The 15,251-nt window shown below is 67.8% G+C and carries 14 protein-coding genes and 1 tRNA gene; 4 read left to right on the forward strand and 11 right to left on the reverse strand.

What is annotated here, in order from left to right; translation table 11 throughout:
• Positions 1-17 precede the first annotated feature (17 nt).
• The 6 genes from ACXZ1E_RS07970 to dnaK form a co-directional block, all read right to left on the reverse strand.
• Positions 18-1,007: a tripartite tricarboxylate transporter substrate binding protein gene (locus tag ACXZ1E_RS07970; protein ID WP_458042827.1), complete on the reverse strand. Its 990-nt coding sequence runs from the start codon at positions 1,005-1,007 to the stop codon at positions 18-20.
• 79 nt (positions 1,008-1,086) lie between these two features.
• The gene (locus tag ACXZ1E_RS07975; protein ID WP_458042828.1) at positions 1,087-1,773 is read right to left on the reverse strand and encodes a GntR family transcriptional regulator; all 687 of its coding nucleotides are present in this window, start codon (positions 1,771-1,773) and stop codon (positions 1,087-1,089) included.
• A 147-nt stretch (positions 1,774-1,920) separates the two neighbouring features.
• Positions 1,921-2,364 carry a heat shock protein transcriptional repressor HspR gene (locus tag ACXZ1E_RS07980; protein WP_458042897.1) on the reverse strand — a complete coding sequence of 148 codons (444 nt, stop codon included), beginning with the start codon at positions 2,362-2,364 and terminating at the stop codon, positions 1,921-1,923.
• Between the two features lie 28 nt (positions 2,365-2,392).
• Positions 2,393-3,379 (reverse strand): DnaJ C-terminal domain-containing protein, encoded by a 987-nt coding sequence (locus ACXZ1E_RS07985; protein WP_458042829.1) that lies wholly within the window; start codon positions 3,377-3,379, stop codon positions 2,393-2,395.
• Between the two features lie 12 nt (positions 3,380-3,391).
• Positions 3,392-4,033 (reverse strand): nucleotide exchange factor GrpE, encoded by a 642-nt coding sequence (locus tag ACXZ1E_RS07990; protein ID WP_458042830.1) that lies wholly within the window; start codon positions 4,031-4,033, stop codon positions 3,392-3,394.
• A gap of 3 nt (positions 4,034-4,036) precedes the next feature.
• Entirely contained in the window at positions 4,037-5,917 is a 1,881-nt protein-coding gene (dnaK, locus tag ACXZ1E_RS07995; protein WP_458042831.1) for a molecular chaperone DnaK, read from the reverse strand.
• Between the two features lie 296 nt (positions 5,918-6,213).
• On the opposite strand from dnaK, the gene ACXZ1E_RS08000 reads away from it, so the two are divergent.
• Entirely contained in the window at positions 6,214-7,605 is a 1,392-nt protein-coding gene (locus tag ACXZ1E_RS08000) for an MFS transporter (protein ID WP_458042832.1), read from the forward strand.
• A gap of 214 nt (positions 7,606-7,819) precedes the next feature.
• Here the strand turns inward: ACXZ1E_RS08000 and ACXZ1E_RS08005 are convergent, their stop codons facing one another.
• Both ACXZ1E_RS08005 and ACXZ1E_RS08010 read right to left on the reverse strand, forming a co-directional pair.
• Positions 7,820-9,211, reverse strand: coding sequence for an IS1380 family transposase (locus tag ACXZ1E_RS08005; protein WP_458041077.1), 1,392 nt, complete (start codon positions 9,209-9,211; stop codon positions 7,820-7,822).
• 128 nt (positions 9,212-9,339) lie between these two features.
• Positions 9,340-9,909 (reverse strand): MarR family winged helix-turn-helix transcriptional regulator, encoded by a 570-nt coding sequence (locus tag ACXZ1E_RS08010; RefSeq protein ID WP_458042833.1) that lies wholly within the window; start codon positions 9,907-9,909, stop codon positions 9,340-9,342.
• 116 nt (positions 9,910-10,025) lie between these two features.
• Between ACXZ1E_RS08010 and ACXZ1E_RS08015 the strand changes: the two genes are divergently transcribed.
• The gene (locus ACXZ1E_RS08015; protein WP_458042834.1) at positions 10,026-10,832 is read left to right on the forward strand and encodes a MarR family winged helix-turn-helix transcriptional regulator; all 807 of its coding nucleotides are present in this window, start codon (positions 10,026-10,028) and stop codon (positions 10,830-10,832) included.
• Positions 10,833-10,987: 155 nt separating this feature from the next.
• Here the strand turns inward: ACXZ1E_RS08015 and dcd are convergent, their stop codons facing one another.
• The gene (dcd, locus tag ACXZ1E_RS08020; RefSeq protein WP_458042835.1) at positions 10,988-11,593 is read right to left on the reverse strand and encodes a dCTP deaminase; all 606 of its coding nucleotides are present in this window, start codon (positions 11,591-11,593) and stop codon (positions 10,988-10,990) included.
• Positions 11,594-11,748: 155 nt separating this feature from the next.
• A complete protein-coding gene (locus tag ACXZ1E_RS08025) occupies positions 11,749-12,243 on the reverse strand; it encodes a MarR family winged helix-turn-helix transcriptional regulator (RefSeq protein ID WP_458042836.1) in 495 nt (164 codons plus the stop codon).
• A gap of 39 nt (positions 12,244-12,282) precedes the next feature.
• Between ACXZ1E_RS08025 and ACXZ1E_RS08030 the strand changes: the two genes are divergently transcribed.
• Both ACXZ1E_RS08030 and ACXZ1E_RS08035 read left to right on the forward strand, forming a co-directional pair.
• Complete coding sequence (locus tag ACXZ1E_RS08030) at positions 12,283-13,125, forward strand: DMT family transporter (RefSeq protein ID WP_458042837.1); 843 nt, start codon at positions 12,283-12,285, stop codon at positions 13,123-13,125.
• Between the two features lie 58 nt (positions 13,126-13,183).
• Positions 13,184-13,257 (forward strand) — tRNA-Gly (locus ACXZ1E_RS08035).
• Between the two features lie 219 nt (positions 13,258-13,476).
• On the opposite strand, the gene ACXZ1E_RS08040 is transcribed toward ACXZ1E_RS08035, so the two are convergent.
• Positions 13,477-15,204, reverse strand: a complete 1,728-nt coding sequence (locus ACXZ1E_RS08040; RefSeq protein ID WP_458042838.1) for a hypothetical protein — start codon at positions 15,202-15,204, stop codon at positions 13,477-13,479.
• Positions 15,205-15,251: the final 47 nt, after the last annotated feature.

A 15,251-nucleotide genomic window follows, 5' to 3' on the forward strand; every position in this document is an offset into this window, starting at 1 on the left:
TTCCCGCCCCGTTCGGATCAACCCAGCAGGTCCTGGAACAGGGCGAACTGCTCGTCGACGAAGGACGTGAACTCGGCCGAGTCGCGGTAGACGACGAGGTTGCCGGCGCTGGCCTGGAACTCCTGGTAGCCCTCGCTCTCGACCGCCTCGGCGATTGCGGCTTCGAGGGTCTCGCGCACATCATCGGGCAGGCCCGCGGGTGCGTAGATTCCGCCCCATCCACCGAACTCGACCTCTTCGCCGATGGCTTCCTCGACCGTCGGAACGTCCTCGACGCTCGGGTGCCGCTCATCGTTCATCACGGCGAGGATGCGCACGGCACCCTGCTGCGCGAGGGCCTCGCCGAGGCCCGAGACCGCTGCCACGACTTCTCCCGACGCTGCTGCGGCGACGGCGGTGGCACCGCCGTCATAGGCCACGGGCGTGAACTCGGCGCCGGTCTGGGCGCCGAGACCGAGCGTCGCCGCCTCCCAGATCGAGCCGGCTCCCGAGTTGGCAACGGTGACCGCACCGCTCTCGGCCTGTGCGATCAGGTCTTCGAGCGTCTCGATCCCGCTGTTGGCACCGACCGAGATGACGCCCGGCGCCAGCATGATCTGGCCCAGCAGGTCGTAGTTCTCGGGAAGCACGTCGGCGCCCTGCGTCGTGTTGAGCATGGCGATCTCGACCGGCCCGAAACCGATGGTGTAGCCGTCGGCGGGCTGTGCCGCCACGTACTCCATCGCGAGCGCGCCGGATGCGCCGGGCATGTTCTCGGGGATCACGCTGACCCCGAGGATGGACTCCAGCTCGGTGGCCAGCGCGCGGGACGACAGGTCGGACCCACCACCCGGGTTGGCCTGGATGATGAGGCGGATGTCGCCTTCGGGGTATGTCGACTCGACGGTCTCGCCGGACTCTGCGGCGTCGGGCTCATCGGCCACGGGCGTGCAGGCGGCAAGGCTTGCGGCTCCGAGGGCGAGGGCGACGAAACCTGCTGCGGTTCGGATGATGCGCGGACGGGGCATCTTTGCTCCTCTGGTGCGGGATCGACGTTGTTGTCGACTCGCCAAACCTACATCGTTGACTGTTAACAGTCAACGATGCTCACGAAGCTGTGACCTCCACCGCCGGGCGACGGGCCGCGAGTTCGAGCGACATCCGCTCCTCTGCGCCGGCGAGATGCGCCTCCAGCACCCGCGCTGCCGCCTCGATGTCTCCCGAGCGCATCACGTCGTAGAGCAGCACGTGATCCTCAGCGGACTCGTGAAGATCCTCGTCGTGGTTGATCGTCACCTCGAGCAGCGCCGCGAACGTGGGGAGGTACTGCTGCCAAGCCGCCTGCAGCCGGGGGTGGGCGGAGAGCTCGTATATATAGGAGTGGAACTCGAGGTCGGCGCGCGCGAATTCCGGTGCATCGCGGTCATCCGCGGCGCCCTTCATGCGGGCCACGCAGTCCCTCGACTGTTGCCATAGCGCATCGTCCTCCACGCGCATGGCCCGACGCAGGGCCAGCTGCTCCAGCGCGGCGCGCAGGCTGTAGAGCTGTTCGACATCCTCTTCCGTCAATCCGACGATGTAGACGCCGCGTGGGCGTTGAACCTCGACCAGCTTCTCGAAACTCAGTTGCGTGATGGCGTCGCGTATCGGCCCCCGGCTGACATCGAACTCTTCCGCGAGCGCTTCTTCCGTCAAACGTTCACCCGGCTTGAGCTCGCCGCGCACGATCCGCTGCCGCAGGATGTCGGCCACCTGCGTCCCGAGCGATACCGCACGCTCCACCCGTCTCGACACGCGGGCACCTCCTCGTTGACAGTCAACAGATTACGGTCAGGATAGTCCCGGGCCCCTGCCGTCCGCCGCCCCCGCCCCGCGAAACGTCGTATACGTCTTGAAACTGCCACCCTCAAAGGTGACATAGGTGGAGTTTCGCGGCGCACGTCAGGAGCCGGAGTCCGGGAGATGCCGGGGACGCCAGAGGACGATGTCGGTGGCTCGGCGGACCCGCTTGCCGTGACGGAGCGTGACGACGGCGCCCTCGGTTCCGGCGGCGAAAACCCTGGCCCCAGGGCGGTTGTCGCGCTCGGCACGAACCCGCTGCTCGAGCTCCCGTACGTGACGCCGGAGCGCCCGCACCTCGTTCTCCAGCTGCAAGATGCGGGCGATCGCCGGCAGGCTCATGCCTTCGGCCGACAACCGGGCCACCTCACGAAGCTCCCGCACGTGTCGAATGGAGTAGCGCCGCGAACCGCCCTGCGTACGGGCGGGCACGACCAATCCGAGCCGATCGTACTGGCGGAGGGTTTGCGGATGCATGGCAGAGAGCTCGGCTGCGACGGCGATGGCAAAGATCGGCGCATCCTCGTCGACCTCGTCGCCCTGCATTCCGCTCACCACCCCATCACCGAGCCTCTCAGCCCCGCGCCTTGGACATCAGGTCGGCACGCGGGTTCTCTTTCGGCTCCAGCTCGTGGAACCGCTCGAGTGCCTCGCGAGCCGCGTCGTCCAGATGCGCGGGAACAGCCACCTGCACCTCGGCGAGCAGATCGCCCGTGCCCTTCTGCGTCTGCACGCCACGCCCCTTGACGCGTAGCACGCGACCCGAGGGCGTTCCGGGGGCAACCCGCAGCTTGACGGGGTCGCCACCGAGCGTCGGAACTTCGATCGTTGCGCCGAGCGCCGCCTCGGTGAATGTCACCGGCACGGTCACGCGCAGGTTCAGGCCATCGCGCGTGAAGACGGGGTGCGGGCGGACCGTGACCTGCACGACGATGTCGCCGGTCTCGCCGCCATCCGGCGAGGGCCGTCCACGTCCGCGCAGACGGATCTTCTGCCCGTCTGCGACGCCCGCGGGGATCTTGACCTTGAAGGGGCTGCCGTCCTCACCCTGGAGCGTGATGGTCTCGCCCTTGGTCGCCGTGACGAAGTCGACCGTCGTCCGCGCCGTCATGTCCGCGCCACGCGTCGGTCCGCCGTAGCCACGGAAACCGCCGGATGTCTGACCGAACCGGCCGGATCCGAACGACCCGCCCGCGCCCTGCTGGTTGAACATCGAGAAGATGTCGTCGAAGTCGGGCTGGGGTCCGCCGCGGCCCTGGCCGAAGCGGCTGAAGACATCCTCGAAGCCTTGGTTGCCGCCACCGCCAGCGGTGAAACGTGCCCCCGAGCCCATAGCGCGGATCTGGTCGTACTCCTCGCGTTGACCGGCATCCGAGAGCACCGAGTACGCCTCGCTGATCTCTTTGAACTTCGACTCGGCCTTGACATCACCCTGGTTGGAGTCGGGGTGATACGTGCGCGCAAGCTTGCGGTAGGCCTTCTTGAGGTCGGCGGGCGTGACGTCCTTTTGGACGCCCAGCACGCTGTAGAAGTCCTTGTCGAACCAGTCCTGGCTAGCCATCGCTGCCTCCGTCTACTCTGCGGGCACGGCGACGACGACCTTGGCAGGCCGAAGTTCAACCGAGCCGAGACGGTAGCCCACCTCGACGACCTCGAGCACCGTCGGCGCCTCCGTTCCCGCGATGGGCTGCTGGAAGATCGCCTCGTGCACCTGCGGGTCGAAAGCCTCGCCGGCGACACCGAACGAGGTCACGCCGAGCCGCTCAGCGACCGTGCGGATCTTCTCGCCGATCGCCGAGAACGGTGTGCCCTCTTGCAGGTCGCCATGTTTGGCGGCGCGGTCGAGATCATCGAGCACCGGGAGAAGGCCCTTTGCGGCCTCGCCCTTCGCACGCTCGATCTCGCGCTCGCGCTGTTCTTCCGTGCGGCGGCGGTAGTTGGCGTACTCCGCCTGCAGGCGCTTGAGATCACCCAATAGGGCCGATTCGAGATCGGCCAGCACGGCTTCTTGAGCTGCGGCATCCGCGTTCTGCGGCGCACCGAGGATGTCGTCGAGCGTCAGCTCGTCACCCTGGGCGTCCGAGCCATCCTGCGACACCCCGTCCTGCGACACCCCGTCCTGCGACACGGGGCCGGAGGACTGCTCCTCCGGCCCCTGCGTGCCATCAGGACCGGCGCCCTGCCCCTCGGGGCGTTCGTCGTCCTTGTTTGTCATGTCCTACTGCTTCTTCTCGTCTTCGTCGTCCACGACCTCGGCGTCAATGACGTCCTCTTCCGGGTTCGGCGTCTCGCCGTTACCCGGTTCGGTCGCGTCAGGGTCGGTCCCTGCGCCCGCCGAATCGCCCGCCGCCTGCGACGAGGCGTAGATCGCTTCGCCGAGCTTGCCCTGGCTGGCGTTGAGGGTGTCGAACGCGGCCTTCACAGCCTCGTCGTCGTCGCCCGCAAGAGCCGTCTTCAGCGCGTCGACGTCGGCCTGCACCGACGACTTGACGTCCTCGGGCAGCTTGTCGGCGTTGTCCTGGATGAGCTTCTCGATCGAGTACGAGAGGGTCTCGGCCTGGTTGCGGACCTCGGCGAACTCGCGGCGCTTCTTGTCTTCCGCGGCGTGCTCTTCGGCCTCGCGCACCATGCGCTCGATGTCCTCCTTGGGCAGCGACGAGCCACCCGTGATGGTCATCGACTGCTCCTTGCCGGTGCCCTTGTCCTTGGCAGACACGTGCACGATTCCGTTGGCGTCCAGGTCGAAGGTGACCTCGACCTGCGGGATGCCGCGGGGAGCCGGAGCGATGCCGGTGAGCTCGAACGTTCCGAGCGGCTTGTTGTCGCGTGTGAATTCACGCTCGCCCTGGAAGACCTGGATCGCCACGGACGGCTGGTTGTCGTCGGCCGTCGTGAAGGTCTCGCTGCGCTTGGTCGGGATGGCCGTGTTGCGCTCGATGAGCTTCGTCATGATGCCGCCCTTGGTCTCGATGCCGAGGCTCAGGGGGGTCACGTCGATGAGCAGAACGTCCTTGCGCTCACCCTTCAGCACACCGGCCTGGAGGGCCGCGCCGACGGCGACGACCTCGTCCGGGTTGACGCCCTTGTTGGCTTCCTTGCCGGCCTCGCGCTTGACGAGTTCGGCAACGGCGGGCATACGGGTCGAGCCACCGACGAGCACGACGTGGTCGATGTCCGCAACCTTGATGCCGGCCTCGCGGATGACATCCTCGAACGGCTTCTTGGTGCGGTCGAGCAGGTCCTTCGTCAGGTCCTCGAACTTGGCGCGTGTCAGCGTCTCGGAGAGCGACACGGGGCCGTTCTCGGTCAGCGACAGGTAGGGCAGGTTGATGCTCGTCGAGCTCGAGCTCGAGAGCTCCTTCTTCGCCTGCTCCGCGGCCTCCTTGAGGCGCTGCAGGGCGATCTTGTCGCCCGCGACATCCACGCCCGTGGTGTCCTTGAACTGCTTGATCAGGTGATCGACGACCCGCTGGTCCCAGTCGTCTCCACCGAGGCGGTTGTCGCCGGCGGTCGAGCGGACCTGAATCGTGGAGAAGTCGTCGTCCTTGCCCACCTCGAGCAGCGAGACGTCGAACGTGCCGCCACCGAGGTCGAAGACGAGGATGAGCTCGTCTTCCTTGCCGCGGTCGAGGCCGTAGGCCAGGGCAGCAGCGGTGGGCTCGTTGATGATGCGCAGGACGTTGAGACCCGCGATCTCGCCGGCCTCCTTCGTCGCCTGGCGCTCGGCATCGTTGAAGTACGCGGGAACGGTGATGACGGCGTCGGTGACGCTGTCGCCCAGGTATTCCTCGGCGTCGCGCTTGAGCTTGCCGAGGATGCGCGCCGAGATCTCCTGCGGCGTCCACTTCTTGCCGTCGACGTCGAACGTCCAGTCGGTGCCCATGTGGCGCTTGACGGACGAGATCGTGCGGTCGACGTTGGTGACGGCCTGGCGCTTGGCGGTCTCGCCGACGAGCACCTCGCCGTCCTTCGTGAATGCGACGACTGAGGGGGTCGTGCGGAAGCCCTCGGCGTTTGCGATGACCTTGGGCTCGCCGCCCTCGAGGACGCTGACGACCGAGTTGGTCGTGCCGAGGTCGATTCCAACTGCACGTGGCATGTGTGTCTCTCTCTTCTTCGTGTGAGGCCGGGCGGATGCCGCGGCCTGAAGTCTGGTGCGTCTCGACGTCGTCCGGTTCGGGGTGAATCAGACGGGTTGAGCCGTTATGACTCAAGGGTATCCCTCACCCGCGAGAACGTCAAATGAACTTGATATGAACCGGCTCAACTTTGCTCGAACGCCGTTGCCGCGGCACCCGCAATGTCATAGCGGCGACCCGGGTATAGCCTGAGCGCGCCGCACCGTCGCGGCCCCGGGTCACCCGCCGTTCACCGAAGGGCCATAACTTGCCGCACATGAGCGACCCCGACCACCCGAACGCTGAGGCCCGCACGCCCGAGAACCTCGCCCGGGTGGCACCCGCGACATCCACCGATGCCCTGGCCGCCCTCGGCGCCACCGGCGACGGACCTGCGAGCACCAGCCGCAAGCGCGTCATCGCCTGGGGTCTCTGGGACTGGGGCTCGGCATCGTTCAATGCGGTCGTGACGACCTTCGTCTTCGCCGTCTATCTGACGAGTTCGAGCTTCGGCCCGGAGGGCACCGTCGAGGCGCAGCTCGGGTGGGCCCTCGCTGCCGCGGGCCTGCTGATCGCGCTTCTCGCGCCCGTGACCGGCCAGCGCTCCGACACCTCGGGACGCCGCAAGCTCTGGCTCGCGGTCAACACCTACATCGTCGTGGGCATCACCCTCGCCCTGTTTTTCGTGCAGCCGGACCCCTCGTTCCTGTGGCTCGGCCTCCTGCTCCTGGCCGCGGGCAACGTCTTCTTCGAATTCGCGGGTGTCAACTACAACGCGATGCTCACGCAGGTCTCGACTCCCCGCTCGATCGGACGCGTCAGCGGCTTCGGCTGGGGCATGGGCTACATCGGCGGGATCGTCCTGCTGTTGATCGTGTACTTCGGCTTCATTCAGGGCCTCTTCGGGCTACCGAGCGAGAACGGTCTCGACGTGCGCTTGTCGATGATCGTCGGGGCGGTGTGGTTCGGCCTCTTCGCGCTCCCCGTCCTGTTCGTGGTACCCGAGTACAAAGGCGCGGGCACGCGCCGCGAGAAGGTCGGATTCTTCACCTCCTACGCGCGACTCGGGCGCGACATCGCGCACCTCTGGCGCGACAGCCGCCAGACGGTCTGGTTCCTGCTCGCCAGCGCGGTGTTCCGGGACGGGCTGGCCGGGGTGTTCACGTTCGGCGGGGTGCTCGCGGCATCCGTCTTCGGCTTTTCGCCCGGCGAGGTCATCATCTTCGCGATCGCCGCGAACATCGTCGCGGGAATCTCGACGATCGCCGTCGGATCGCTCGACGACCGCATCGGCGCGAAGCCCGTGATTGTCATCGCCCTGATCGGTCTCATCGTTTCGGGATCGCTCGTCTTCTTCCTCCACGACGGCGGGCAGATCGTGTTCTGGACGGCCGGCCTCGCGCTGACCCTCTTCGTCGGGCCCGCCCAATCCGCGTCGCGAACCTTTCTCGCGCGCTCGATCCCGCCGGGACGCGAGGGCGAGGTCTTCGGGCTCTACGCGACAACGGGACGCGCTGTCTCGTTCCTCGCGCCGACGATGTTCGCGATCTTCGTGGGGGTCTCGGGCGAGGCCTACTTCGGCATCCTCGGCATCGTGCTCGTGCTGCTGGTCGGCCTGTTGCTTCTGGTGCCGGTCAAAACCGGGCAGCGCATCGCCGACCGCGCCTGACCGCCGCTCCCCCTACCCGTGCGGCGCGGATGACGGCCGACGGATGCCTAGCCTCGACCTTTCATGGTCGTTGTGAGCGGGGTCGAATGAGCGTGGGTGCGCTCGCTTGAACCTGATTCTGTCGCCTGGGTACGACAATGAGTCGCGTGTCGCTGCGTGGGCGGGGTTCCGGTCCGGGGCGGTGCTGTCGTGGGTGGACTGAAGGCTGCCGGCGTCAGCCGGGCGCCCGCGCGTGAGCGCGCAGCCCGGTGATCGCCGCGAGGGCCGTGGCGACCCAGGTTGCCCGGTCGGAGAGGTGCAGGGTCGTGCGCCGGCCGTGCCGCGCGATCGCTGCCGGGATGGAGAACAGCCGCAGCCGTAACCGTTTCGGTTCCCACCGGCGGGCGGCATCGGTGGGGTGCGCGAGCATTCCCATCCAGGCCATCAGTTCGGACGCGAGGGCCACGAGGTGGCACCAAATGCGGTTCTGATCGAACGCTTTCAGGGGCAGGTTGCGCAGTCCGGTGTCTTTCGCGATACGGATGCGGTCCTCGCAGCGCGCCCGCCGACGGTGCCGCAGCTCGAGGGCGGCGAGTTGCCCGCGGGCCGTGTTCGTGGCGAACGCGGTCAGGCGGTAACCGTCGACGTCATCGAACCGCAGTTGCGCGCCGGGGTGTGGTCGTTCGCGGCGCACGATGACACGCATCCCTGGCGGCCATTTCGTGAGGTCGAGGATCCCGGTGAACTCGGCGACATCCGCACCCGGGCGGCCTTCTTCGGCCGCGTTGTAGGCCGGTGCCCACACCTTCTCGGGGATCTTCCGATACAGCTCCGGGGTGAACTGAGGGAGCGTGAACCCCACCGAATACGCCAACCGGCGCCCGCTGAGCCACTTCACGAACTCGTGCGTTCCACCGGCACCGTCGGCGCGGATCAGCACGCTCTTCCCCGGCCGGGCCGAACCTCCGGGCAACTGCGCGAGCGCTTGTTTCACGACGTCGATGTGGTCCGCGGCGGTGTTCGAGCCGGCGTTGCCCGGGCGGAGCTTGATCGCGAGCGCCTCACCCGCCCCGGGTTTCCCGTGGTCGAGAAACGCGCACAACGGATGAAAGCCGAAGCCGCGCTTGTATGTCGGTGCGGCGTGTTCTTTCTCGGAGTGCGCGGTGATCAACGTCGCATCCAGATCGATGATCAGCGGGTCCTTCACCGTCGCGGCGTGACCGGGCGCGTGCTCACCGGCCAGCGACCACGCCCGCTCCCGAGCAGTGGCTCTCGCGGTGTTGATCGCAGCGATCGCGCGGTCCGGGTCAGCAGCGAGGGCCGCGATCGTGCGGGACACCGTCGGGTCTGATGCGACCGGCCCGAACACCCCTGGCTCGCCGCGGAGCACCCCGATGTCAGCGAGAGCGTCACCACCCAACGTGAGCGCGATCGCAAGATCCACGACAACTTTCCCGGGATCATGGATCGCAAACGGCTTCCGCCACGGCCCGAGAGCCTCGGACAGCGCCCGGTCAAGACCAGTGGCGCGTGCGGTTTCGGTCAGCAGCACACCGCCCGCTTGACCGATCGCGGACACCCTCGCGGTGTCAACATTCACGCGGGGATACGCTCCGGTATTCTTCACCCTGAAGGTGCTCCTTCTTGCGGATCAATACGACTCTCGACAAGCCTTATTCTCCCAGGTCAGGAGCACTTTCCCTATCCAACACGCACGGTCGCCGGACCACAAGCGTGAAAGCCCGAGGCTAGGGCTCAGGCGCTCGGCCATCCGTCCGCGAGCTTGTTCAACAGGCGCGCAAGATCCGCGCGCTCCTGGTCGGTGAAGGTCGACAGAGCGCGATCCACAGCCTCGCGACGGTCGCCGCGGAAGCCGCGCACAAGGGCAGATCCGGCATCCGTCAGTGCGACGCGGGTTCGACGCGCATCGTCGGGGTCGGCCTCCCGACGCACGACACCGAGGTCGACGCCCTGCTGCACCAGGCGGGATGCCCGGGGCTGATCGACGCCGATCGCGTCGGCGATCTCGCCAACGGACAGGGGACCGGATGCCTGAGCAAGGGTCTCGAGCAACCGCATTCGCGCAGGTCCACCCAGGCGCGGCGGCACCCATGGAGGTGAGCCCGCGTGCGGATGTCCGCCACGGTGCGGGCCGCCGCGCATCCACGGGGGTCCGCCGTGCATGCCGGCGCTGCGCGGGGGTCCGTCCTCGCTCCAGGGTGGTCGGGGCATCCGTCGGCCGCGGAGTCGGGCGAGAGCCGCGGCGATCGCGTCGGCATCGTCGGGCTGATGCGCGCCCGCAGCTCCGGAATCTTCGTCGGCCATGCCACCAATTTACATGCGACTTGACATAGACCGATTTACATGTGACAGTACATGCACATGCAATATGACATGCAATTGTGTCCGGCTGTTCATCCGGACACCTGAAAGGACTTTTCATGACTGACACACAGAACACCCCGAACGGCGGCCCCGACGAGGATCGCCCCACCCCTGCCCTCCCTCTCAGCTACTGGCTGCGCGCCGTGGAAGCGATGATCGGTCGCGAGTTCGCGACGGCTCTCGCCGCGGAGGACGTCGAACGACGCGATCGGATGCTGCTGAACGCGGTGTCCGGCGACATTGACGTGCCCGGCTGGCTCGCTTCCCGCGTGCACGGACGCGGCGGCAAACGTCTGCGCGCCCTGGCCGAACGCGGTTGGGTCGCTCGCACGGATGACGCCTGGGCACTCACCGACGAAGGACGCGCCGCGAAAGAACGCCTCGGCGGGATCGTCGACGGCATCCGCGAGCGCGTCTCGGGCGCCGTGAGCCCCGAGGACTACGCGACCCTGACCGCCTCGCTCGAGGCCATCGCCCGCGAACTGGGCTGGGATGGGAGCGAGCGGATGCCTCGCGGCGAGCGCGGACGCCCGGGCTTCGGTCCCGGTCGGGGCTTCGGTCCCGGTCGGGGCTTCGGCCCCGGCCGCGGGTTCGACCCGGGCTTCCGGCCCGGCTTTGGCCCGGGCTTCAGTCCGGGCTTCGGTCCGGGTCGTGCGTTCGGTGCTCGCTTCGCTCCGGGCGCCGACGCCGGATTCGGCCCTGGCTTCGGACACCGCGGCTCCCCCGAGCACTGCGGCCCCGAGGGTCACGGCGCGAAGGGCCACCACCACGGGCACCGCGGCGAGCGCCACGGCGAGCGCGCGTTCGAGCGCGGCTTCGACGCAGGCTTCCGCGCCGCGAAGGAGCGCGCCGAGGCATCCTGATGCCTCGGCCGGCGCGCGAGTGCGCCCGTTGCGCTCGAAAGAGCCGGTCATTGCCCGCGACTAAACGCACATCTCGGCAATAACCGGCGCACTCGCCGCGCAGACATCGATCCTCGCATCCGACCGAACAGGTTGGGCGCGAGGATCGTTTCGTGTCAGCCTCCGGCGGCACCCGAGTCGGTGACGCCGACGTCGGTGCGGTGGAAGTTCTGGAACGATCGGGACGCGGTAGGCCCGCGCTGCCCCTGATATCGGTTGCCGTAGGGACCCGAGCCGTACGGGTTCTCGGTCGGCGAAGACAGCCGGAAGAAGCACAGCTGTCCGATCTTCATGCCGGGCCACAGCTTGATCGGCAGGGTCGCGACGTTCGAGAGCTCGAGCGTGACGTGGCCCGAGAATCCCGGGTCGATGAACCCGGCGGTCGAGTGCGTGAGCAGGCCGAGGCGTCCGAGCGACGACTTGCCCTCGAGCCGGGCCGCCACGTCGTCGGGCAACGTGATCAGTTCGAAGGTGCTGCCCAGCACGAACTCCCCCGGATGCAGGATGAACGGCTCGTGCGGTGCGGTCTCGATCAGGTGGGTCAGCTCGGGCTGATCCTCGGCCGGGTCGATGAAGGGGTACTTGTGGTTGTCGAAGAGCCGGAAGTACCGGTCGAGCCGCACGTCGACGCTGGATGGCTGCACCATCTGCGGGTCGTAGGGCTCGAGCCCGATCCGCCGCGCGTCGAGTTCGAGCTTGATGTCACGGTCCGAGAGCAGCACGGCCTCAGCCTACCGAGCCCGTCGTGTTCGCAATTCAGTCTCCGCGAACCCGACCGCGCTGTGACCACCCGAAAACACGGGGGCGCAGGGCCCGCAGCCGCCGAGCCCGCCCCGCCGAGACTGAATTGCGAACCGCGCGACGCGTCCGAATCCGGTCACCCTTCGAGGGGGGACAGCCAGGCCCGCAGCAGCGGCTCGAGCTGCGCGCGCTGGCCGGGAGTGAGCGACTCCACCAGACGAGCCTCATTGCTCATGTGCGCGGCGAAGGCCTCGTCAATTGTGCGACGGCCCGCTTCCGTCAGCGCGACGACTCGGCCACGGCCATCCGCGTCGCTCTCGCGTCGATGCACGAGACCCGCGGCTTCGAGTCGGTCCAGGCGCTTCGACACCGCGCCCGTCGTGACCATCGTGTGGCGCGCGAGCTCGCCGGGCGCTGCCTCGAAGGGCGCCCCCGCGCGGCGCAGCGTCGCGAGCAGGTCGAACTCGCCCTCGTTCAGCCCGAAGCGGCGGTAGACGATCAGCAGTTCGTCCCGCAGGCGATCGCCCAGGCGATGGATGCGCCCAATCAGCGCCATCGGAGATACATCCAGGTCGGGCCGCTCCCTGCGCCACTCCGATTGGATCTGATCGACACGATCGAGAACACTCATCCGCCCACTATATCTTCCATAGAAGCTATAGTGTCTTCCATGGAAGTTAAATGGCGCTGGTTTCTGATCACGGCCGTCGCCCCCGTCGCGTGGGGCGCGACATATTTTGTGACACGCCAGTTTCTGCCCGCGGACTCGCCGCTCTGGGGCGCCGCGCTCCGCGCTCTGCCAGCGGGTCTGCTGCTGTTGCTCATAACGCGACGCCTGCCGCGCGGCTCATGGTGGTGGCGCTCGCTCATCCTCGGAACGCTCAACTTCGGCGGGTTCTTCGTCCTGGTCTACGTCTCGGCCCAGCTCTTGCCAACCTCCATTGCGGCGTCCGTCATGGCTCTCGCACCCCTGGCGCTCGCGGGCATGGCGTGGCCCCTGCTGGGCGAACGCCCGACGCTCCGCCTCGCGCTGGGCGCGGCGCTGGGGATCGGAGGCGTCACACTCGTCGTCGGCCTCGGCGCGGCAGGCATGGATGCCTGGGGCATCGTGGCGTCAGTGGCCGCCCTGCTGCTGTCGTCGTTCGGCGCGATCCTCACGACCCGGTGGGTGGATTCCACCCCCCTGGTTGCCACGACATCCTGGCAGCTGCTCGCCGGCGGGCTCGTCCTCACGATCCTGGCCGTCACGGTGGAGGGCGCACCGCCTCGAGTGGATACCGCGGGGGTCGTTGCGTACGCGTTCGTCGCCGTGATCGCGACGGCGCTTGCCTTCTTGTGCTGGTTCGCGGGGCTGCGGCATCTGCCCGCGCCACGGCGAGTACCCCCTCCGCATCCCGAGCCGATCGCGTTCGTAACTCAGTCTCTGCGAAACGGCCCGCGCGACATTCCCTTGAGATCCCGCGGACTTCCGGCTCACCGGCGTCCGACTCGGGCCGTGGAGACTGAATTGTGAACCGCGCGAGCGCAACAGTGCCCGTTTGCTAGGCTGGCCGGGCACCGCAAGGTGCTCTGGGGCTGTAGTTCAATGGCAGAACTTCTGCTTCCCAAGCAGATAGCGCGGGTTCGATTCCCGTCAGCCCCTCCATCGCTCCGACGTTCGGCCGCAGGCCGAGCGGCGGGGCGATTGTCGTGTGGGCGGGAATCGAACCGACGGTGGGCCCACGCCGCCGGAGGCTCCGCGCGTCGCGCAGCGACGTGTGGAGAGGCGGTGGGGACGATTCCCGTCAGCCCCTCCACTGTCCCGACGTGTCGCCACGGGCCGCGCGGCGGGACTCTCGCGTAGACGCCGCCGGAACGAGCAGGGCTAGCAGTTCGGCGGAACGGGATTTCCGGTCGGCGGGACGCCCTGGATCTCGCCCCACGCGTATCCGCTCACGGCCTCGCCCCCGAGGGTGCCCGTGTAGGAGAAGAGGCCCTCGTACACCGCGCGGTTCAGGGCATTGAGTTCTTGATCGGACGCGGTGGCGCTGAAGACGAGGTCCGCCGCGGGGCGGGTCGATGATCCGTCGAGCTGCACGGTGTAGTCCAGGTGATAGACGTAGCAACTGTGCGGCGAGGTCCAGGTGTCGGCGGTCGGTGTGATGTGAATCGCATCCTGTGGCCAGTTGGCGGTCGGCTGCAGGGTGCCGTTGGCCGACTGCGAAGAGCCCGCACCGCCGATCATCGCGTAATGCAGCTGTCCGACCTCCTGCTGCCCGGTCGTCGCGATCAGCATGCCCTGCAGGCTGTCGGGGAGTTGCACCGAGAACTCGGTCCATTCATATCCGTTGCCCACGACGTACTGTGCCGCGTCGTTGTAGGTCTCGGTGAGGTTGTCGAAGAACAGCAGACCTTCGGTGCCGCTTGCCACGTACGTCGACCCGATCTGCACCGACCACTCCTCGACCTTCACCAGGGGCATCGAGTAGTAGTGCGATCCCTGACCGGTCATGGGGTCACCGGTCGCTTCGAGGTACGCGCCGATGTCGCCGCCGTACTGGTTCATGATCGGCGTGCGCTGGTCCGTGGTGGGGATCGGACCACCGGATGCGGGAAGGGGGGCGCCGTCGAACATCCACAGCGGGAAGAATCCGTTGGGGCCATACCCCCACTGGATGATGCCGGTGACGTCTTTCGCTCGCACCGAGAGCGTCGTCCACTCCCTCGCGTTGGACCCGGCCATTCCTGTCTCGACCGAAACGGTCAGCTGATACACCGACCCCACCGCGCCGATCGCGCCGGACACGACACGCATATCGACGATCTGCTCGGGATCGCCGGTGTTCTGCTGCTCGACGTGGATGTTCCACGGCTGGTAGCTGATCGTGGTGGGCACCGAGATGTCGGCGAGACCGTCGATGCCACCGAAGGTCGGACCCTGGTTGAGCGAAAGTCGGTTGAAGATCAGGCCCGATTCTTCCATCGTCAACCACGGCACCTGGAGCCCGGGGATCACGGTGTTGCCCTGCGACATCAGCGCGATGGAATTGGTCGCGCCCTGATCGTCGACGAGGTGACCGAAGAACTCGAACGACTGCGAGTCGTACTGCGGTAAACCGGTCGAGAGGAACGATCTGAAGCCCGTGCAGTCTTCGCCCTGAGCCAACGCGGTCGTCGAGAACGCGGCGATGGAACCGAAATCCAGGACGGGGATGACCGGATCGGTGCTGCTTGTCGGGCATGCCGGAGGCACGGTGGGCGTGGGCGTAGGGGTGGGTGCCGCAGTGGGATGTGTGGTCGGCTGGGGCTGCGGAGTGCCGCCGCCCCCCGAGTTGCCGCCGCCCGAGTTCCCCCCGCCGCCCGAGCGGCCGCCCCGAGAGCCGCCGCGGGACCCGCCCGGGTCCGTCGGAGATGCACTCGGTGACGGCGATACGGTCGGCAGGGGTGAGGACGTCGGCGCGGGGCTCGGCGTGGGCGCGGGCGTCGAACGCGGGGACGCCGAGGGCGATGCGGCGCTGTCGGCTTCGGGCGTCGGAGCACCGAACGTGCACGACGTCAGTCCCCCCAGGGCCAGGACGGTCAGGAGCAGAGCGGCGACGCGGGGTGTCCTCACGCGGTCAGTATTCCATAACGCCGCTGCCGCCTTGTGGCGCTCGTCAG

The organism is Pacificispira sp. HM-600, assembly GCF_977993705.1.

Coding starts and splice junctions, on each gene's coding strand:
- ACXZ1E_RS07970 (WP_458042827.1), bottom strand. CDS start 1,007: ATGCCCCGTCCGCGCATCATCCGAACCGCAGCAGGTTTCGTCGCCCTC.
- ACXZ1E_RS07980 (WP_458042897.1), bottom strand. CDS start 2,364: ATGCAGGGCGACGAGGTCGACGAGGATGCGCCGATCTTTGCCATCGCC.
- ACXZ1E_RS07985 (WP_458042829.1), bottom strand. CDS start 3,379: ATGGCTAGCCAGGACTGGTTCGACAAGGACTTCTACAGCGTGCTGGGC.
- ACXZ1E_RS07990 (WP_458042830.1), bottom strand. CDS start 4,033: ATGACAAACAAGGACGACGAACGCCCCGAGGGGCAGGGCGCCGGTCCT.
- dnaK (WP_458042831.1), bottom strand. CDS start 5,917: ATGCCACGTGCAGTTGGAATCGACCTCGGCACGACCAACTCGGTCGTC.
- ACXZ1E_RS08000 (WP_458042832.1), top strand. CDS start 6,214: ATGAGCGACCCCGACCACCCGAACGCTGAGGCCCGCACGCCCGAGAAC.
- ACXZ1E_RS08010 (WP_458042833.1), bottom strand. CDS start 9,909: ATGGCCGACGAAGATTCCGGAGCTGCGGGCGCGCATCAGCCCGACGAT.
- ACXZ1E_RS08015 (WP_458042834.1), top strand. CDS start 10,026: ATGACTGACACACAGAACACCCCGAACGGCGGCCCCGACGAGGATCGC.
- ACXZ1E_RS08025 (WP_458042836.1), bottom strand. CDS start 12,243: ATGAGTGTTCTCGATCGTGTCGATCAGATCCAATCGGAGTGGCGCAGG.
- ACXZ1E_RS08030 (WP_458042837.1), top strand. CDS start 12,283: ATGGAAGTTAAATGGCGCTGGTTTCTGATCACGGCCGTCGCCCCCGTC.